This is a genomic window from Kineococcus indalonis, from assembly GCF_009906395.1.
GTDB classification, from domain to species: Bacteria; Actinomycetota; Actinomycetes; order Actinomycetales; family Kineococcaceae; genus Kineococcus; species Kineococcus indalonis.
The window spans coordinates 1-17,655 of sequence record NZ_JAAALM010000026.1 but is presented as its reverse complement, the minus strand read 5'-3'; the positions used below and the strand labels follow the sequence as shown (position 1 = coordinate 17,655).

Annotated in this window: 18 protein-coding genes; 10 read left to right on the top strand and 8 right to left on the bottom strand. The window is 76.0% G+C overall.

Features of this window, described 5'->3' with window-relative positions; translation table 11 throughout:
- Positions 1 to 180 precede the first annotated feature (180 nt).
- The gene (locus GTR00_RS25465; RefSeq protein WP_166610155.1) at positions 181 to 402 is read left to right on the top strand and encodes a DUF3046 domain-containing protein; all 222 of its coding nucleotides are present in this window, start codon (positions 181 to 183) and stop codon (positions 400 to 402) included.
- Between the two features lie 61 nt (positions 403 to 463).
- On the opposite strand, the gene GTR00_RS02930 is transcribed toward GTR00_RS25465, so the two are convergent.
- A complete protein-coding gene (locus GTR00_RS02930; protein WP_323132165.1) occupies positions 464 to 1,447 on the bottom strand; it encodes an SMP-30/gluconolactonase/LRE family protein in 984 nt (327 codons plus the stop codon).
- Between the two features lie 275 nt (positions 1,448 to 1,722).
- On the opposite strand from GTR00_RS02930, the gene recA reads away from it, so the two are divergent.
- From recA to GTR00_RS02915, 3 genes are all read left to right on the top strand, one after another.
- A complete protein-coding gene (recA, locus tag GTR00_RS02925) occupies positions 1,723 to 2,772 on the top strand; it encodes a recombinase RecA (RefSeq protein WP_166610154.1) in 1,050 nt (349 codons plus the stop codon).
- Positions 2,769 to 3,308: a regulatory protein RecX gene (locus tag GTR00_RS02920; RefSeq protein WP_407659587.1), complete on the top strand. Its 540-nt coding sequence runs from the start codon at positions 2,769 to 2,771 to the stop codon at positions 3,306 to 3,308. Before recA ends, GTR00_RS02920 begins: the two co-directional genes overlap by 4 nt.
- A gap of 78 nt (positions 3,309 to 3,386) precedes the next feature.
- Positions 3,387 to 3,683: a putative quinol monooxygenase gene (locus GTR00_RS02915; RefSeq protein ID WP_166610152.1), complete on the top strand. Its 297-nt coding sequence runs from the start codon at positions 3,387 to 3,389 to the stop codon at positions 3,681 to 3,683.
- Positions 3,684 to 3,742: 59 nt separating this feature from the next.
- Here GTR00_RS02915 and GTR00_RS02910 read toward each other — a convergent pair whose 3' ends face one another.
- From GTR00_RS02910 to GTR00_RS02895, 4 genes are all read right to left on the bottom strand, one after another.
- Positions 3,743 to 4,591: an amino acid ABC transporter permease gene (locus tag GTR00_RS02910; protein ID WP_166610151.1), complete on the bottom strand. Its 849-nt coding sequence runs from the start codon at positions 4,589 to 4,591 to the stop codon at positions 3,743 to 3,745.
- Positions 4,588 to 5,253, bottom strand: coding sequence for an amino acid ABC transporter permease (locus GTR00_RS02905; RefSeq protein WP_166610150.1), 666 nt, complete (start codon positions 5,251 to 5,253; stop codon positions 4,588 to 4,590). Before GTR00_RS02905 ends, GTR00_RS02910 begins: the two co-directional genes overlap by 4 nt.
- Before the next feature lie 79 nt (positions 5,254 to 5,332).
- Positions 5,333 to 6,253: a glutamate ABC transporter substrate-binding protein gene (locus GTR00_RS02900; protein WP_166610149.1), complete on the bottom strand. Its 921-nt coding sequence runs from the start codon at positions 6,251 to 6,253 to the stop codon at positions 5,333 to 5,335.
- 69 nt (positions 6,254 to 6,322) lie between these two features.
- Complete coding sequence (locus tag GTR00_RS02895; RefSeq protein WP_166610148.1) at positions 6,323 to 7,108, bottom strand: amino acid ABC transporter ATP-binding protein; 786 nt, start codon at positions 7,106 to 7,108, stop codon at positions 6,323 to 6,325.
- A 108-nt stretch (positions 7,109 to 7,216) separates the two neighbouring features.
- Here GTR00_RS02895 and miaB point away from each other — a divergent pair, with 108 nt between their 5' ends.
- Entirely contained in the window at positions 7,217 to 8,764 is a 1,548-nt protein-coding gene (miaB, locus tag GTR00_RS02890; RefSeq protein WP_166610147.1) for a tRNA (N6-isopentenyl adenosine(37)-C2)-methylthiotransferase MiaB, read from the top strand.
- 264 nt (positions 8,765 to 9,028) lie between these two features.
- On the opposite strand, the gene GTR00_RS02885 is transcribed toward miaB, so the two are convergent.
- Positions 9,029 to 9,343 (bottom strand): antitoxin, encoded by a 315-nt coding sequence (locus GTR00_RS02885; protein ID WP_323132166.1) that lies wholly within the window; start codon positions 9,341 to 9,343, stop codon positions 9,029 to 9,031.
- A 66-nt stretch (positions 9,344 to 9,409) separates the two neighbouring features.
- On the opposite strand from GTR00_RS02885, the gene miaA reads away from it, so the two are divergent.
- Positions 9,410 to 10,423 carry a tRNA (adenosine(37)-N6)-dimethylallyltransferase MiaA gene (miaA, locus tag GTR00_RS02880; protein WP_166610145.1) on the top strand — a complete coding sequence of 338 codons (1,014 nt, stop codon included), beginning with the start codon at positions 9,410 to 9,412 and terminating at the stop codon, positions 10,421 to 10,423.
- Positions 10,420 to 11,388 carry a diaminopimelate epimerase gene (dapF, locus tag GTR00_RS02875; protein ID WP_166610144.1) on the top strand — a complete coding sequence of 323 codons (969 nt, stop codon included), beginning with the start codon at positions 10,420 to 10,422 and terminating at the stop codon, positions 11,386 to 11,388. Before miaA ends, dapF begins: the two co-directional genes overlap by 4 nt.
- A 33-nt stretch (positions 11,389 to 11,421) precedes the next feature.
- Here the strand turns inward: dapF and GTR00_RS02870 are convergent, their stop codons facing one another.
- Complete coding sequence (locus GTR00_RS02870; RefSeq protein ID WP_166610143.1) at positions 11,422 to 12,087, bottom strand: class I SAM-dependent methyltransferase; 666 nt, start codon at positions 12,085 to 12,087, stop codon at positions 11,422 to 11,424.
- A 117-nt stretch (positions 12,088 to 12,204) separates the two neighbouring features.
- Here GTR00_RS02870 and hflX point away from each other — a divergent pair, with 117 nt between their 5' ends.
- The 3 genes from hflX (at position 12,205) to GTR00_RS02855 (ending at position 16,695) form a co-directional block, all read left to right on the top strand.
- Positions 12,205 to 13,800: a GTPase HflX gene (gene hflX / locus GTR00_RS02865; protein ID WP_205704916.1), complete on the top strand. Its 1,596-nt coding sequence runs from the start codon at positions 12,205 to 12,207 to the stop codon at positions 13,798 to 13,800.
- A 212-nt stretch (positions 13,801 to 14,012) separates the two neighbouring features.
- Positions 14,013 to 15,965 carry an ATP-dependent DNA helicase gene (locus GTR00_RS02860; protein WP_407659586.1) on the top strand — a complete coding sequence of 651 codons (1,953 nt, stop codon included), beginning with the start codon at positions 14,013 to 14,015 and terminating at the stop codon, positions 15,963 to 15,965.
- Positions 15,966 to 16,026: 61 nt separating this feature from the next.
- Entirely contained in the window at positions 16,027 to 16,695 is a 669-nt protein-coding gene (locus GTR00_RS02855) for an aspartate/glutamate racemase family protein (RefSeq protein WP_166610142.1), read from the top strand.
- Between the two features lie 15 nt (positions 16,696 to 16,710).
- Here the strand turns inward: GTR00_RS02855 and lexA are convergent, their stop codons facing one another.
- On the bottom strand, positions 16,711 to 17,439 hold the full coding sequence (lexA, locus tag GTR00_RS02850) for a transcriptional repressor LexA (RefSeq protein WP_166610141.1): 729 nt from the start codon (positions 17,437 to 17,439) through the stop codon (positions 16,711 to 16,713).
- Positions 17,440 to 17,655 lie beyond the last annotated feature (216 nt).

Below are 17,655 nucleotides of genomic sequence, written 5' to 3'. Positions count from 1 at the left end.
GCCCCCCGCCGACGAGGTGCTCGGCCCCGCGTCGCTGTCCGCGTCCGTCGCGGCGGTGCTGCGGGGGGCGGGTCGCGCGGCGCGGGGGGGCACGGGAACCATCCCAGCACCCCCCTCCGACACGTGCCCGCCGTCGTGCCCGCCGTCGTGCCCGCCGAGGCGGCGTGGCACCCTGCCCGCGTGCGAGTCAGCGAGTTCTGGACCCTGGTGGAGGACGAGTTCGGCAGCGCCTACGGGCGTTCCCTGGCCCACGACACCGTCCTGCTGGCCCTGGACGACCGCACGCCGCTGCAGGCCCTGGAGGTCGGCGTGGACCCCAAGCGGGTGTGGCTGGCCCTGTGCGACGCGATGGACGTGCCCCCCGCCCGCCGCCTGGGCAGGGACCGCCCGCCCCGGCGCTGAGCGCGCGCGGGGCGAGCCCGCCGGGACGTCAGCAGGACGTCAGCGGGACGTCAGCAGGACGTCAGCGGTGCAGCCACCACAGGCCGGCGCCGGTGGCGCCGGTGCGCAGGCGGTGCACGCTCGTGGAGGCGGCGACGAACACGTCGCGCCCCTCCGGGCCGCCGAAGCACAGGTTGGCGACGACCTCCCCCACGACGACCTCCAGCAGCCGGACGCCGTCGGGGGCGAAGACCGTCACGGCGTCGCCGTTGGAGGTCCACACGTTGCCGGCGGTGTCCACGCGGAAGCCGTCGGCCAGGCCGCGGTCCGCCACGGCGAAGACCCTGCCGTTCTTGGCGACCGGCCCGCCCGGGCGCGCGTCGGGCCCGCGCCCGCCGGGGGTGCCGCGGCGCACGTCGTACACGCGGATCAGCCGGTTCGCGCCGGCCCCGGGCGTGGGCGCCGCGGAGGTGTCGGCGACGTACAGCAGCGACTCGTCGGGGGAGAGCGCCAGCCCGTTGGGCTCCTCGACGTCGGCGACGACCACGCGCAGCTCCCCGGTGGCCGGGTCGAGGCGGAAGACGTGGTTGTCGCCGTACTCGCGGGACCCCTCGTGGCCCTCCTCGGGCACGCTGATGCCGTAGGGCGGGTCGGTGAACCACACCGCGCCGTCGGAGGCGACGACGACGTCGTTGGGGGAGTTCAGCCGGGCCCCGCCCGCCCCGCCGACCCGCTCGGCCAGCACGGTGGTGGAGCCGTCGCGCTCGCGCCGCTCCACCGCGCGGCGCCCGTGCGAGCAGACGACCTCCCGGCCCTCGCGGTCCAGGGTGCGCCCGTTGGTGAAGCCGACGCGCTCGCGGTCCACGCGCAGGCCGCCGGCCTCGTCCCAGCGCAGCACCCGGTCCCCGGGGATGTCGCTGACGACCAGGGCCTGCTCCTCCGGCAGCCACAGGGGCCCCTCTGCCCAGGTGCTGCCGGTGCCCAGGCGCTCCAGGCGGGCGCCGCGCGGCAGCAGGCCGCGGCCGCGCTCGTCGAGGACGCGGGGGTGCCCGGGGGTGCTGCTCACGTGCGCTCCGTCGCTGCTCGGTGCTGCCGGGTGGGACGCGCGCAGCCTAGGGCGCCGACGGCCCCGCGCGGGGCGACCCGCCCGGGCGCGCCGGGGCTGGGCCTCGAACACCTGTACGGATAGGATCGCGCGTGTTCCACAGGGGGCCGTCCGGCCCCGCGCTCCACACGCCGGGCCGCGTGCACCGCTCGTGTCGGAGGCGGGTCGTAGCGTTCCCCGGGTCGGAAGAACACACCGGGCCGAAGCTGTCGGCCACCCCTACCCGAGGTGAGGACATGCCCGCTCCTGCGGACCGCGAGAAGGCCCTCGAATCCGCCCTGGCCGCGATCGACAAGTCGTTCGGCAAGGGCTCCGTCATGCGCCTGGGCGACGAGAGCCGCCCGCCCATCGAGGTCATCCCCACGGGTGCCATCTCCCTGGACATCGCTCTCGGCATCGGCGGCCTGCCCCGCGGGCGCGTCGTGGAGGTCTACGGCCCGGAGTCCTCCGGCAAGACCACCGTGGCCCTGCACGCCGTCGCCAACGCGCAGCGGGCCGGCGGCATCGCCGCCTTCATCGACGCCGAGCACGCGCTCGACCCCGACTACGCCGCCAAGCTGGGCGTCGACACCGACGCGCTGCTGGTCTCCCAGCCCGACACCGGTGAGCAGGCCCTGGAGATCGCGGACATGCTGATCCGCTCCGGTGCGCTCGACATCATCGTCATCGACTCCGTGGCGGCCCTGGTGCCCCGCGCCGAGATCGAGGGCGAGATGGGCGACAGCCACGTCGGTCTGCAGGCCCGCCTGATGTCGCAGGCCCTGCGCAAGATCACCGGTGCGCTGAACCACTCCGGCACCACGGCGATCTTCATCAACCAGCTGCGCGAGAAGATCGGCGTGATGTTCGGCTCGCCGGAGACCACGACCGGGGGCAAGGCGCTGAAGTTCTACGCCTCCGTGCGCCTGGACGTGCGCCGCATCGAGACGCTCAAGGACGGCACCAACCCCGTCGGCAACCGCACCCGCGTGAAGGTCGTCAAGAACAAGGTCAGCCCGCCGTTCAAGCAGGCCGAGTTCGACATCCTCTACGGCCACGGCATCTCCCGCGAGGGCGGCCTGATCGACCTCGGCGTCGAGCACGGCTTCGTCCGCAAGTCCGGCGCCTGGTACACGTACGAGGGCGACCAGCTGGGCCAGGGCAAGGAGAACGCCCGCGCCTTCCTGCGCGACAACCCCGACCTCGGCGACGAGATCGAGAAGCGCATCAAGGAGAAGCTCGGCATCGGTGCCCGCCTCGACGCCCCGGCCGAGGCCGAGCCGGTCGAGGCCGAGGTGAAGTTCTGAGTCGAGGCCCGCGCGGTCAGCGGCCTCCCGGTCCGCAGGAGAACCCGGACCGGGAGGCCGACCCGCACGACGTCGCCCGCGCCATCGCGCTGCGGCAGCTGACGATGGCGCCGCGCACGCGCGCCCAGCTGGCGCAGAAGCTGGCCGCCAAGGACGTCCCCGAACCCGTCGCCACCGACGTCCTGGACCGCTTCGAGGAGGTCGGCCTCGTCGACGACGGCGCGTTCGCAGAGGCGTACGTGCACTCCCGCATCCGCAGCCGGGGCCGGCGCGCCCTGGCGCAGGAGCTGCGCCGCAAGGGCGTGGAAGACCAGACCGCCCGCGATGCGCTGGAGGCCGTCGACGACGACTCCGAGGAGCGGGCGGCCCGCGAGCTGCTGCGCCGCCCGTTGGCCGCCACCCGCGGCCTGGAGCGCGCCGCCCGCCAGCGCCGCCTGGCCGGCGTGCTGGCCCGGCGCGGCTACCCGTCCGGCCTGGTCATGAGGCTCGTGCGCGAGGCGATCGGCGAGGACGAGGCCGGCGCCGACCTGGACTGAGCGCCCCGGACCGGCCGCGCGCCGGGACGGGGCCGTGGCTACCCTCGCCGGACACCGCGACGAGGGAGGACGCACGTCATGACCATCACGTCCCTGCTGGAGCTCCGCCTGAAGCCCGAGGCGCTCGAGAGCGCGCCGGCGATCATCACCCAGACCCTCGAGGCCACCCGCGCCTTCGAGGGGTGCCTGGGGGTGGACGTGCTGCGCGACACCGCCGACCCCGCGCACGTCGTCGTGGTGGAGCGCTGGGCCTCCCTGGAGGACGACGACGCCTACCGCGCCTGGCGCGCCACGCCCGAGGGCGCCTCCCGGCTGGCCGCGGTGCTCAGCGGGCCTCCCGTGCTGACGCGCCTGAGCGTGGACACCGACCTGTGAGGACCCGCTCCTGAAGCCGCGCGGCGACCGGGGGAGCTGCCCCGGTCGCCGCGCTGGGCTCAGAGCGCGCCGCCGCCGACCTGCGCCGGCGTCCGCGGCGCCGCGGCGGCCCGGGCCCGGGGCGCCGTCGTCGACAGGCGCCGCTCCAGCAGCTTCGCCAGCCCCGCGATGACCATGTTCGTGCCGATGTAGACCACCGCGATGACGATGGAGGCCGGCACGAGGTTGAAGAACTCCGTGCCCAGGTTCGTGCCCCACCGCAGCAGCTCGGTGTAGCCGATGATGTACGCCAGGGCGCTGTCCTTGAGGACCACGACGACCTGGGCGACGATCGAGGGCAGCATCGAGCGCACGGCCTGCGGCAGCAGCACCATCCGCATGACCTGGCCGGAGGTCAGCCCCAGCGCGAAGGCGGCCTCCCGCTGCCCCTTGGGCACCGCGAGCACGCCGGCGCGCAGGATCTCGCTGATGATGGCGCCGTTGTAGAGCGTCAGGCCGAGCACGGCGCACCAGAAGACGGGGATCGCGCCGCGGGAGGCGTACAGGAACCAGAACATCATCAGCAGGACCGGCGGGGCGCGCAGGAACTCCACCAGGCCGGTGGTGATCCACCGCAGCGCCCGCACCGTGGACAGGCGCAGCACCGCCAGCACGGTCCCCAGGGCCAGCGACAGCGCCACCGCCACGAGCGCGACCCTGACGGTCGCCCACCACGCCCTCAGCAGCGCCGTCTGGATGTCCTGGTAGATGAACGGGTCCCACTTCGAGCGCGCCAGCTGGCCGGCGAAGTCCAGCCGCCACACCACCGCGCCCAGGACCACGAGCACCAGCAGGATCCCCAGGGCCGTGTAGACGCGGTTGCGCAACCGGGCGCGGGGCCCCGGCGCGTCGTACAGGACGCTGCTCACGCGGGCACCCCCACAGCTCGCTCCAGCCGGTTGAAGGCCAGCGCCACCACCGCCACGAGCAGCACGTACGCGGCCGTGATGCCCACCAGGATGCTGATGACGGCGTTGCCGTTCTGCTCGATGAGGTTGCGCATGGCGGAGATCAGCTCGTAGTTGCTGAACGCCGAGGCCACCGAGGTGTTCTTCACCAGGGCGATGAAGATGTTGCCCATCGGCGGCACCACGGCGCGGAAGGCCTGCGGCAGGACCACCAGGGTCAGCACCTGCCCGAACGGCAGGCCGATGGCGCGCGCGGCCTCCGCCTGCCCCACCGGCACGGTGTTGATGCCCGAGCGGATCGCCTCGCACACGAAGCACGAGGTGTACGCCACGAGCGCGAGCACGGCGAAGACGCGGAACTGGGTGTTCAGCGAGTCGCCGAAGCGGATCTGCAGCTGCGGCAGCGCCAGGACGCTGAAGAACATCACCAGGGTCAGCGGCGTGTTGCGCACCAGGTTGACGTAGGCGGTGCCGGCCGCGCGCATCGCGGCGCTGGGCGCCACCCGCAGGCAGGCCAGCAGCGTCCCGAGCACCAGGGAGCCGACGGCCGACCACGCGAAGAGCACGACCGTGCCCCAGGCGCCGCGCCCGAAGGTGCCGAGGTTGTCGAGCAGGACCTGCACGCAGGCTCCTCTCAGGTCGTGGGGGTGCGGGGGTGGCCGTCACGTCGTCGGGACGGCCACCCGTCCGGGGGACCGCTGCTCAGTAGCGGTCGACCGTGGGCGGCTCCGGGTCGGTGCCGCTGCCGCCGAGGGTGAAGTCGTAGGCGGCCTTCCAGTCGCCATCGGTGACGGCCTGCTCGATGGCGTCGTTGACGGCGCCGCGCAGCACGGTGTCGCCCTTGGGCAGGCCGATGCCGTAGGGCTCCTCGCTGAACGGGGCGCCGACGACCTTCAGCGCGTCGGGCTGCTGGGCGGCGTAGCCGCGCAGGATGGCGTCGTCGGTGGTGACCGCGTCCACGGAGTTCGCGGTGAGCTGGTCCACGCACTTGGAGTAGGTGTCCAGCTTCACCAGCTGCGCCTGCGGGTACTCGGTCTCGATGCGGGTGGCGGGGGTGGAGCCCTCCACCGAGCACACCTTCTTGCCGGCCAGCGAGTCCGGGCCGGTGATGGAGGTGTCGTCCTTGCGCACCAGCAGGTCCTGGCCGGCCACGTAGTAGGGGCCGGCGAAGTCGACGACCTCCTTGCGCTTGTCGTTGATGGTGTACGTGGCCACCACCATGTCGACCTGGCCCTGCTGCAGGAACGGCTCGCGGTTGGCCGAGACCGTCTCCTTGAACTCGATCTGGTCCGGCGTCAGCCCCAGCGAGGCCGCGACCAGCTTGGCGATCTCGATGTCGAAGCCGGCGTACTCGCCGGAGGCCGCCGAGCGCAGGCCCAGGCCGGGCTGGTCGGCCTTGACGCCGACCACGACGCGGCCGGCCGAGGTGATCTTGTCGAACGTGGGGCTGCCGGTCAGGGCGACGTCCGCGGCGACGTCGTACGTCGGCGCGGACGCGCCCGAGGTGGCGCCGCCGCCGGCGGCGCCGCCCGTGGTGGGGGACCCCTCCTGGCCGCAGCCGGTCAGCACCAGGGTGGCCGTCGCCGCCGTGGCGGCGAGGACGGTGAGTGGCGAACGCTTCACGGTGTGCTCCTGAGCTCGTCGGTCGGGTGCTCGTGCGGGGACTGCTGGCGCGCCGGGAGCGCGCAGAGGTCAGTGGGTGAGGATCTTGGACAGGAAGTCCTTGGCCCGCTCGTGCTCGGGCGCGGTGAAGAACGTCTCCGGGTCGGCGTCCTCCAGGACCTGGCCCTCGGCCATGAAGACGACGCGGTCGGCGGCGCGGCGGGCGAAGCCCATCTCGTGCGTGACGACCACCATGGTCATGCCGGACCTCGCCAGCCCGGTCATCACGTCGAGGACCTCGTTGATCATCTCCGGGTCCAGCGCGGAGGTGGGCTCGTCGAAGAGCATCACCTTCGGGTCCATCGCCAGCGCGCGCGCGATCGCCACGCGCTGCTGCTGGCCGCCGGACAGCTGCGCGGGGTACTTGTCGGCCTGGCTGGCCACGCCCACGCGCTCGAGCAGCTCGTCGGCGCGTCGGCGCGCCTCGGCGGCGGCGACGCCGCGCACCTTCACCGGCCCCAGCGTGACGTTCTCGCGCACCGTCTTGTGCGCGAAGAGGTTGAAGGACTGGAAGACCATGCCCACGTCGGCGCGCAGCTTCGCCAGCGCCTTGCCCTCGGCGGGCAGGTCCTCCCCGGCGATGGTGATGCGGCCGGAGTCGATGGCCTCCAGCCGGTTGATCGTCCGGCACAGCGTCGACTTGCCCGAGCCGGAGGGGCCGATGACGACGACGACCTCGCCCTCGGCGACCGTCAGGTCCACGTCGCGCAGCACGTGCAGGGCGCCGAAGTGCTTGTCCACGTGCTCCAGGCGCACGAGCGGTCGGCGCTGGGCCGGCGCCCCGGGCGGGGTGGTGGCCGCGGAGGGGTCACTCATGCGCGCAGAAGCTACAGGTAGCGCACACCCTGCCCACCGGACGGGCCCCGCCGTGGGCAGATCGTGACCCGAGCGTGACGTCGGCGCGGTGACCTACCCTTGAGGGCGATGAGCACGCCCACCGTCCCCCGCGCGACCGGCCCGCTGAGCGCGCCGGCCCAGGCCGCCGAGCCCCCGCAGGCCCCGCGCACCTACCAGGTGCGCACCTTCGGCTGCCAGATGAACGTCCACGACTCCGAGCGCCTCTCCGGCCTGCTCGAGCACGCCGGCTACGTGCGCTTCGACGAGGCCGGCGGCGACGGCCCCGCCGAGCCGGACGTCGTGGTCTTCAACACGTGCGCGGTGCGTGAGAACGCCGACAACAAGCTCTACGGCAACCTCGGCCACCTGGCGCCGGTCAAGGAGCGCCGCCCGGGCATGCAGATCGCCGTCGGCGGCTGCCTGGCGCAGAAGGACCGCGGCGAGATCGTCCGCAAGGCGCCGTGGGTGGACGTCGTCTTCGGCACCCACAACGTCGGCTCGCTGCCGGCGCTGCTGGAGCGCGCCCGGCACAACGCCGAGGCCCAGGTGGAGATCCTGGAGTCCCTGGAGGTCTTCCCCTCCACCCTGCCCACCCGGCGCGAGTCCGCCTACGCGGCGTGGGTGTCGGTCTCGGTGGGCTGCAACAACACCTGCACCTTCTGCATCGTCCCCTCGCTGCGCGGCAAGGAGAAGGACCGCCGCCCGGGCGACGTGCTCGCCGAGGTCGAGGCCCTCGTCTCGGAGGGCGTGCTGGAGGTGACGCTGCTCGGGCAGAACGTCAACACCTACGGCGTGGAGTTCGGCGACAAGCTCGCCTTCGGCAAGCTGCTGCGCGCCACCGGCGGCGTCGAGGGCCTGGAGCGGGTGCGCTTCACCAGCCCGCACCCCTCCAGCTTCACCAGCGACGTCATCGACGCCATGGCCGAGACGCCCAACGTCATGCCGAGCCTGCACATGCCGCTGCAGTCCGGCTCCGACCGCGTCCTGCGCACCATGCGCCGCTCCTACCGGCGCACCCGCTTCCTGTCGATCCTGGAGGAGGTGCGCGGGCGCATCCCCGACGCGGCGATCACCACCGACATCATCGTGGGCTTCCCCGGGGAGACCGAGGAGGACTTCCAGCAGACGCTGGAGGTCGTGGCCGAGGCCCGCTTCGCCAGCGCCTTCACCTTCCAGTACTCCCCGCGGCCGGGCACCCCCGCGGCCACCATGGGCGACCAGGTGCCCAAGGCCGTGGTGCAGGAGCGCTACGAGCGCCTCACCGCGCTGCAGGACGAGATCGCCTACGCCGAGAACCGCGCCCAGGTCGGCCGCACCCTGGAGGTGCTCGTCGCCGAGGGCGAGGGGCGCAAGGACGCCGCCACCCGCCGGCTGTCCGGCCGCGCGCCCGACAACCGGCTCGTGCACTTCGCGCTGCCCGGGGGCGCGGTCGCCCCGCGCCCCGGCGACGTCGCCACCGTGACGGTCAGCCGCGGCGCCCCGCACTACCTGGAGGCCGACGCCACCGACGCCTTCGCGGTGCGCCGCACCCGCGCCGGCGACGCCTGGGAGGCCCGCCAGGCGCGCCCCGAGCCCGCCGCGCCCGCCGGCCCGCGCCCCGTGGGGCTGGGCCTGCCCACCCTCCGGCGCCGCTGAGGCGCCCCGGCGCACGCACGAGGGCCCCGCACCGGACGGTGCGGGGCCCTCGTGCGTGCGGTTGTCACATCGGCGGGGGAGCCAGCGGTCCCGGCTCCGGAGCCGGCCCGGGCACCGGGCCCGGGTCCGGCAGCGGCGGCTCGCCCGGGGAGCCCGGCTGCGGCACCGGGCTCGGCGGCTGCGGCGTGCTCGGCGGCGGGGTGGGGATCGTCATCTCGTCCTCCTCGGTGTCGGACGTGCTGGTTCCCGCGCGGCCCGGTCCCCTCAGCGGAGCGGGCCGGACATCGGCGTGCCGTCGGTGCGGGTGCCCCCGCGCATCGGCGTGCCCCACCCCTCGAAGCCGGGGCGCACGCCCGCGGCGCGCTGCCACCCGCTCTGCGCCACCTTGCCGGCCCGCTCCAGGGGACCGGCGTAGCGCCCCTCGGTGCGCTCGTTGACGAACGTGGTGGCCTTGCGGATCACGCCCTCGGCCTGCTGGCTGTGCTGGCCGGCGAACTGCCCGGCGCGGCTGCGGGCCTGCTCCGCGGCCACGCGCGCCTGCTCCACGGCCTCGTCCAGCTTCAGCCCCAGGAACTTCATGGTGCCCACGGCTCCTCCTCCGGTGCTCGCGTCCGTGCGGTCCCCAGCGTCTGCCACCATCGGCGCGTGGGCCAGTCGAGATCACCGCAGGGTACGGCAGCGCCCGCCTCGCCCGCGACGGCCGCGACGGCCCCCGGCGGGCCCCCCGTCGTCGCCGTCGTCGGCCCCACCGCCTCGGGCAAGTCCGACGTGGCCGTCGCCCTGGCGCACCTGCTGCCCGGTGCCGGCGGGGTCGGCGCCGAGGTCGTCAACGCCGACGCCATGCAGCTGTACCGCGGCATGGACGTCGGCACCGCCAAGCTGACGCCCGAGCAGATGCGCGGCGTGCCGCACCACCTGCTCGACGTCCTCGACGTCGCGCAGGCGGCGGACGTGGCCACCTACCAGCGCCTGGCGCGCACCGCCCTGGAGGGGGTCGCCGCCCGCGGGCGCACGCCCCTGCTCGTCGGCGGCTCCGGGCTGTACGTGCGCGCCGCCCTGGACGAGATGCGCTTCCCCGGCACCGACCCCGCCGTGCGGGCCCGCTGGGAGGCGCGCCTGGCCGAGGTGGGCCCGCAGCGCCTGCACGCCGAGCTCGCCGAGCGCGACCCCGACGCCGCCGCCCGGATCCTGCCCTCCAACGGTCGGCGCGTGGTGCGCGCCCTGGAGGTCGGGGAGCTCACCGGGCGGCCCTTCGCCGCCTCGCTGCCCGAGCAGCGCTACGTGCGCCCCGCGGTGCAGGTGGGCCTGGCCGTGCCGCGCGAGCAGCTCGACGCCCGCATCGACGCCCGCGTGCGCCGCATGTGGGACGCCGGGCTCGTCGAGGAGGTGCGCCGGCTGGAGGCCGCCGGGCTGCGCGCGGGCCTGACCGCCTCGCGCGCCCTGGGCTACGCGCAGGTGCTCGACGCCCTGGACGGCACCACCACCGGGGCCGAGGCCGCCGAGCTCACCGCGCGCCTGACGCGCCGCTTCGCGCGCAAGCAGGAGTCGTGGTTCCGCCGCGACCCGCGGGTGCGCTGGATCGAGGCCCCCGACGGCTCCGACCCCGAGCAGCTGGCCCGGCGGGTGCTGGAGCTGCTGGCCGTAGAGTCGGCCGCGTGAGCAGCCAGAGCACCCCCGGCGCGATCGCCTTCACCAAGGGCCACGGCACCGAGAACGACTTCGTGCTCGTCGCCGACCCCGACGGCGCCTGGGACCCCTCGCCCGCCCTCGTCGCGCGCCTGTGCGACCGGCGCGCCGGCATCGGCGGCGACGGGCTGATCCGCGCCGTGCGCTGCACGGCCCTGCCCGAGGGCGCCGCCCTCGCCGGCAGCGCGGAGTGGTTCATGGACTACCGCAACGCCGACGGCTCGATCGCCGAGATGTGCGGCAACGGCGTGCGCGTCTTCGCCGAGCTGCTCCTGCGCGAGGGGCACCTGCCCGCCGAGGCCGGCGACGGCCGCTGGTTCGCCGTCGGCACCCGCGCCGGCCTCAAGCGCCTGCGCCGCGAGCCCGACGGCCGCTGGACCGCCGACATGGGCCCCTGGCGCCTGACGGGCGGCGAGCGGGCCCTGGCGGACGGCTCCGACGCCCTCGTGGCCGTCGCGGGCCTGGACGGCGTGGCCCGCCCGGCGCTGTCGGTGGACCTGGGCAACCCGCACACCGTCGTCGCGCTCGCCGAGCCGGCCGAGCTGGAGGCCGCCGACCTGGCGCGCGCCCCGCACGTGGAGCCCGTGCCGCCGCACGGCACCAACGTCGAGCTCGTCGTGCCGCTGCTGGCCGTGGACGTCACCGGCGACCACGTCGCCGACATCGGCGACGTGCGCATGCGCGTGCACGAGCGCGGCGTGGGGGAGACCCGCTCCTGCGGCACCGGCGCGTGCGCGGCGGCGCTGGCCACCCGCGCGTGGGCCGGCGCCGGCTCCCCGGACGTGTGGCGCGTGGAGGTGCCCGGCGGGGAGGTCGTCGTCACCGTGGGGGCCGGCTCCACCCTCTCGCGGGGCACCGTGTGGCTCACCGGGCCCGCGCAGCTGGTCGCCAGCGGCACGCTCTCCCCGTCGCTGCTGGGCGAGGCCGTCCCCGCCTGAGCCGCGCCCGGCGGGCCCCGGCGGCGGGGCCGCTCAGCCGCGGCGGACGGTGAGGACCCGGAAGCCCTTCGAGGAGGCGGTGCGGGCGGTGCCCGCACCCGGCAGGACCGCGGGCAGCTCGGCGTCCAGCCAGCGGTGCAGCGAGTCCGCGCCGAGGTTCTTCTGCACCACCAGGTGCGCCTCGCCCCCCGGTGCCAGGCGCGGCAGCCAGCGCAGCAGCAGCGCGTGCAGCGCGTCCTTGCCCACCCGGATCGGGGGGTTGGACCACAGCTGCGCGAACGCCACGTCGGCGGGCACCTCGTCCGGCAGGCAGGCGCGCACCTGCACCCCCAGGCGCTGCGCGTTGCGGCGGGCCAGGTCCAGCGCCCGCTCGTTGACGTCGACGGCCCACACGCGCCGCCGCGGCTGGCGCAGCCCCAGCGTCAGCGCCACCGGTCCCCAGCCGCAGCCCAGGTCCAGCACGTCGCCGGTGGCCGAGCCGTCCTGCGGCACCAGCGGCAGCAGCACCGAGGTGCCCGGGTCCAGGCGCTCGGCGCTGAACACCCCGCGCGCGGTCTCCACCCGCACCCGCCGCCCGGCCAGCTCGACCTCGACCTCGCGCCGCTCGTCCGGCGCCGCGGGCCGGGCGGTGAAGTAGTGCTCGCCAGCCCGTTCCCCGGCCCGTCCGCCCGCCTGCTCGCCGTCCGCCCGGGTGCTCACCACGCGGGCCAGGGTAGGGCCGCGCGGCGCGGCGGGCGGAATCCCGTGGACCCCGGGCACGTTGAGAGGGATGCTGGCCCCCTCAACCCCTGAGGGGCAGCACGACCTGGGAGGTCCATGAACCACCGCTCTTCGCCGGTCCGGCCGTCCGCGACGTCGTCGTCGCCGGACAGCGCGCGCGAGACCCAGCACGACAGCGTGCTGGGCGGCGCCCGCACGTCGGACCGCGACGCCGAGTTCGACCGCGCGCTGGCCCGCATCCTGTCCGGGCACGACGGCGCGGTCCCCACCGGTGAGCCGGAGGCGGACGGTGCCGACGCGCGCGACTACGACGGCGACCAGCTCGACCTGGCCGACCGCCGCGCGCTGCGCCGTGCCGCCGGCCTGTCCACCGAGCTCGCCGACGTCACCGAGGTCGAGTACCGCCAGCTGCGCCTGGAGCGCGTGGTCCTGGCCGGGGTGTGGTCCAGCGCCGGCTCCAGCCGCCAGGAGGCCGAGGTCTCCCTGCAGGAGCTGTCGGCGCTCGCCGCGACCGCCGGTTCGGACGTCCTGGCGGGCGTCCTGCAGCGCCGCTCCACGCCCGACCCGGCCAGCTACCTCGGTGCCGGCAAGGCCGCCGCCCTGGCGGACCTCGTGGCGGCCGAGGGCGCCGACACCGTGGTCTGCGACGGGGAGCTGTCGGCCTCGCAGCGGCGCGGGCTGGAGGACATCGTCAAGGTCAAGGTCGTCGACCGCACGGCCGTGATCCTCGACATCTTCGCCCAGCACGCCAAGAGCCGGGAGGGCAAGGCGCAGGTCGAGCTCGCCCAGCTGGAGTACCTGCTGCCGCGCCTGCGCGGCTGGGGCGAGTCCATGTCCCGCCAGGCCGGTGGTCGCGTCGCCGGCGGCGCCGGGATCGGCTCGCGCGGTCCCGGTGAGACGAAGATCGAGCTGGACCGCCGCCGCATCCGCTCCCGCATGGCCAAGCTGCGCCGGGAGATCCGCGGCATGGGCACGGCCCGCGACGCCAAGCGCTCCCTGCGCGTGGCGCGCGCGGTGCCGTCGGTGTCCATCGCCGGCTACACCAACGCCGGCAAGTCCTCGCTGCTGAACCGCCTCACCGGGGCGGGCGTGCTGGTCGAGGACGCGCTGTTCGCCACGCTGGACCCGACGGTCCGCAGGGCGCAGACGCCGGAGGGGCGCCCGTACACCCTGGCCGACACGGTCGGCTTCGTGCGCCAGCTGCCGCACCAGCTGGTGGAGGCGTTCCGCTCCACCCTGGAGGAGGTCGCCGAGGCCGACCTCGTCCTGCACGTGGTGGACGGCTCGCACCCCGACCCCGAGGGCCAGCTCGCCGCGGTGCGCTCGGTGCTCGCCGAGGTCGAGGCGCACCGGGTGCCCGAGCTGGTGGCGATCAACAAGGCCGACGTCGCCGACCCGGAGGTGCTGCAGCGGCTGCTGGCCCGCGAGCGCGGCGCCGTCGTGGTCTCCGCGCGCACCGGCGAGGGCGTCGAGCAGCTGCGCGAGCGCATCGCCGAGCTGCTGCCGGTGCCGGACGTGGAGGTGGAGGTGTGCGTGCCCTACGACCGCGGTGAGCTGGTCCACCGGGTGCACACCAGCGGCCAGGTCCTGGCCGAGGAGCACACCGGGGCCGGCACCCGGCTGCTGGCGCGGGTCCGCCCGCGGCTGGCGGCCGAGCTGGAGCCGTTCCGCCTCAGCGGCGCCACCGCGTGAGCAGCCCCGCGTGAGCAGCCCCGCCTGAGCGGCACCGCCCGGTCCGACCGGGTGGTGCCGCCCGGCGGGGCGCGCGGGCGTCGGGACGTGTCGGGGGCGTCGGCGAGGATGGTCCGGTGAGCGCGCCCAGCACCGAGCAGGTCCACGAGCAGCAGCACGACGAGCGCGAGGAGGTCGACGGCCGCGAGGCCGCCGACCTCCTCGACGTCGTCGTGCGCGAGCTCGGCGGGCAGCGCCGCGAGGGCCAGGCGCGCATGGCCCGGGCCGTCACCGACGCCGTGCGCGGCCGGCGGCACCTGCTCGTGCAGGCCGGCACCGGCACCGGCAAGTCCATGGCCTACCTCGTGCCCGCCGTGGCCCACGCGGTGCACCGCAGCAGCCGCGCGGTGGTCACCACGGCCACCCTCGCCCTGCAGGCGCAGGTCGTCGAGCGCGACCTGCCGCGCCTGGCGCGCGCCCTGGCCCCCGCGCTGGGCCGCGAGCCCACCTGGGAGCTGCTCAAGGGCCGGGCCAACTACCTGTGCCGCAACAAGCTCGACGGCGGCTTCCCCGAGGAGGAGGCCGCCCTGTTCGACCTCGACGCACCCGGCGCCGGCGACGCCGGCCGGCTGGGCCGCGAGGTCGTGCGGCTGCGCGAGTGGGCCGCGACCACCCGCACCGGGGACCGCGACGAGCTCGAGCCCGGCGTCAGCGACCGCGCCTGGCGGCAGGTGTCCGTCACCGCGCGCGAGTGCCTGGGCCCCCAGCGCTGCCCGGTGGCCGCCGAGTGCTTCTCCGAGCGGGTGCGCGCGCGGGCGCGCGAGGTCGACGTCGTGGTCACCAACCACGCCATGACCGCGATCGACGCGCTGGAGGGCTCCGGGCAACTGCTGCCCGAGCACGACCTGCTCGTCGTCGACGAGGCCCACGAGCTGGCCGACCGCCTCACCGCCGTGGCCACCGCGGAGCTGTCCGCCGCCGGGGTCGCCGCCGCCTCGCGCAGGCTGCGCCGCGCCGCGGGCGTGGTCAGCGAGGGCCTCGACGACGCCGGCGTCGCCCTGGAGGCCGCCCTGGAGCAGGCCGCCCCCGGCCGGCTGGAGCGCTGGCCCGCGCCGCTGGCCGACGCCGTCACCGCCGTGCGCGACACCGCCCGCACCGCCCTGAGCGACCTGCGCACCGCCACCGAGGGCGCCGCCAGGGAGGAGGACGCCGAGGCGCGCGGGGCCCGGCACCTGGCGCGCGCGGCCGTGCAGGAGGTCTTCACCGTGGCCGAGCGCCTCGCCGAGGCCTCCGCGCACGACGTCGCGTGGGTCGGCGCCGCCGCCCCGGGAGGGCGCGCGCCCTCCCTGCACGTGGCGCCGCTGTCGGTGGCCGGTCTGCTGCGCGAGCGCCTCTTCACCGACCGCACCGTCGTCGCCACCTCCGCCACCCTCACCCTCGGCGGCTCCTTCGAGCCGGTCGCGCGCTCCTTCGGGCTGCGCTCGGCGGCGGGGGACGAGGCGCCCTGGACCGGGGTGGACGTGGGCAGCCCCTTCGACTACGCCCGCCAGGGGATCCTCTACGTCGCCCGCCACCTGCCCCCGCCCGGGCGCGCCGGGCTGCCCGCCGCGGTCCTCGACGAGCTCGCAGCCCTCCTCGACGCGGCCGGCGGGCGCACCCTGGGCCTGTTCTCCTCCCGCCGCGCCGCCGAGGAGGCCGCCGCGGGCGTGCGCGAGCGCACCGGGCGCACCGTGCTGTGCCAGGGCGAGGACCGGCTGCCCCGGCTGGTGCGGCGCTTCACCGACGAGGTGGCCACCTCGCTGTTCGGCACCATGTCGCTGTGGCAGGGGGTGGACGTGCCCGGGCCGAGCTGCCAGCTCGTCGTCATCGACCGCATCCCCTTCCCGCGCCCGGACGACCCGCTGATGGCGGCGCGGGCGCGCGCGGTGGACGCCGCCGGCGGCAACGGCTTCCTGTCGGTCTCGGCGGCCCACGCGGCGGTGCGCCTGGCCCAGGGCGCCGGCCGGCTCGTGCGCGCCTCGGGCGACCGCGGCGTCGTCGCCGTGCTGGACCCGCGCCTGGCCACCGCCCGCTACGGCGGCTTCCTGCGCGAGAGCCTGCCGGGGTTCTGGCCGACCACCTCCCCGGAGACGGCGCGCCGGGCACTGGAGCGCCTGGACGCCGCCGCCGCTGCGCCGCGCGGGTGATGGCAGGGACCGGTCGGGGCCAGCGGCTGACGCGCGCTCGACCACCTGGCATCCTCACCCGGTGGCCACCGTCGGCTTCCTGCACACCGCGGACGCGCACGTCCGCACCTTCCGCGACCTCCTGCACCAGCGGGACGAGACCGTCACCGACCGGCACCTGGTGGACACCGGGCTGCTGGCGTCGGCGCGGGCCCGTGGCGCCGCCGCCGTGCGCGGGGCCATCGCCGACCGGCTGCGGCGCCTGAGCGCCGAGGGCGCCGACGTGGTGGTGGTCACCTGCTCGGAGACGGGCCCGGAGGCCGAGCGCGTCGGCGCGGAGGCGGGCCTGCGGGTGATGCGCGTGGACCGGCCCATGGCCGAGGCCGCGGTGCTCGCCGGGCGGCGCATCGCGCTGGTCAGCTCGCTGGACGAGGCCGCGGCCACGCTCGCGCCGCTGCTGCGGGAGGCGGCCGCGGCCGCCGGGCGCACCGTGGAGCTGGTCGACGTGCACTGCCCGGGCACGTGGGGGGCCTTCGAGTCCGGCGACGTGGTCACCTACTCCGCCGCCGTGGCCGAGGCCGTGCGCCGCGGCGTGCGCGCGGTGGAGCCGGCCGTGGACGTCGTCGTCCTGGCGCAGGCGAGCATGGTGGGGGCCGCCCCGCTGCTGCGGGACCTGCACGTGCCCGTGCTGACGTCCCCGCGGCTGGCGGTGGAGGCCGCCGTGGAGCTGGTGGTCCCCGTCGGGCGCTGAGCGCGCCCGACGGCGCTACAGGCTGCGCAGCACCGCCGTCACGCGGCCCAGGACCGTCGCCTCGTCGCCGTCCAGGGGCTCGTACAGGTCGTTGCGCGGCAGCAGCTTCACGTGGCCGTCCTTGCGCTGCAGGACCTTCACGGTGGCCTCGCCGTCGATCATGGCCGCCACCACGTCGCCGTTCTCTGCGGTGGGCTGCTGGCGCACCACCACCCAGTCGCCGTCGCAGATGGCCGCGTCGACCATGGAGTCGCCCACGACGCGCAGCATGAAGTGCCGCCCGCCGCCGACGAGCTGGGTGGGCAGGGGGAACACCTCCTCCACGAGCTGCTCGGCCAGCACGGGCGCCCCCGCGGCGATGCGCCCGACCACGGGCACGTAGGTGACGCCGGGGCGCTCGTCCACCGCGGTGGCCTCGTCGGCGGTCACCACGCCGTGCGCGAGGGGGGCGACGACCTCCAGGGTGCGCGGGCGGCGGGGGTCCTTGCGCAGGTAGCCCAGCCGCTCCAGCGTCTTGACCTGGTGGGCCACGCTGCTGGGGCTGGTCAGCCCGACGGCCTGGCCGATCTCGCGCATGCTGGGCGGGTAGCCGCGCCGCTCGACCGCCTCGCGGATGGTCTCCAGGACGCCGCGCTGGCGCGCCGTCAGCCCCGAGCGGTCCAGGGCGCCGTCGGGCAGCTGGTGCACCGACGCGCCCGCCCCGCCGCGCTCGTCCCCGCCCGCACCGTCCAGCGCGTCCGTCACGTCCCACTCCCGTCGTCCGGCCGCCGCGGCGTCCCGCGGACCCGATCACGCTACCGGCGCGCGCGCGGCAGCTCAAACACCTGTTCGAAGTGTCGCGAGCGCCGCCGTGTCGGTGGCGGGTGGCACCGTGCGCACCGCACCCCGCCACCGGCGGCCGCGGCCCCCGTGCCGGGGCTTGCGCGCCACCGGCGGGCCGGTGGTAGAACTGCCCCCGCC

Excerpts from the sequence above, each read along its gene's own strand:
- recA (WP_166610154.1), top strand. The coding sequence starts at position 1,723 with ATGCCCGCTCCTGCGGACCGCGAGAAGGCCCTCGAATCCGCCCTGGCC.
- GTR00_RS02915 (WP_166610152.1), top strand. The coding sequence starts at position 3,387 with ATGACCATCACGTCCCTGCTGGAGCTCCGCCTGAAGCCCGAGGCGCTC.
- GTR00_RS02895 (WP_166610148.1), bottom strand. The coding sequence starts at position 7,108 with ATGAGTGACCCCTCCGCGGCCACCACCCCGCCCGGGGCGCCGGCCCAG.
- miaB (WP_166610147.1), top strand. The coding sequence starts at position 7,217 with ATGAGCACGCCCACCGTCCCCCGCGCGACCGGCCCGCTGAGCGCGCCG.
- GTR00_RS02885 (WP_323132166.1), bottom strand. The coding sequence starts at position 9,343 with ATGAAGTTCCTGGGGCTGAAGCTGGACGAGGCCGTGGAGCAGGCGCGC.
- hflX (WP_205704916.1), top strand. The coding sequence starts at position 12,205 with ATGAACCACCGCTCTTCGCCGGTCCGGCCGTCCGCGACGTCGTCGTCG.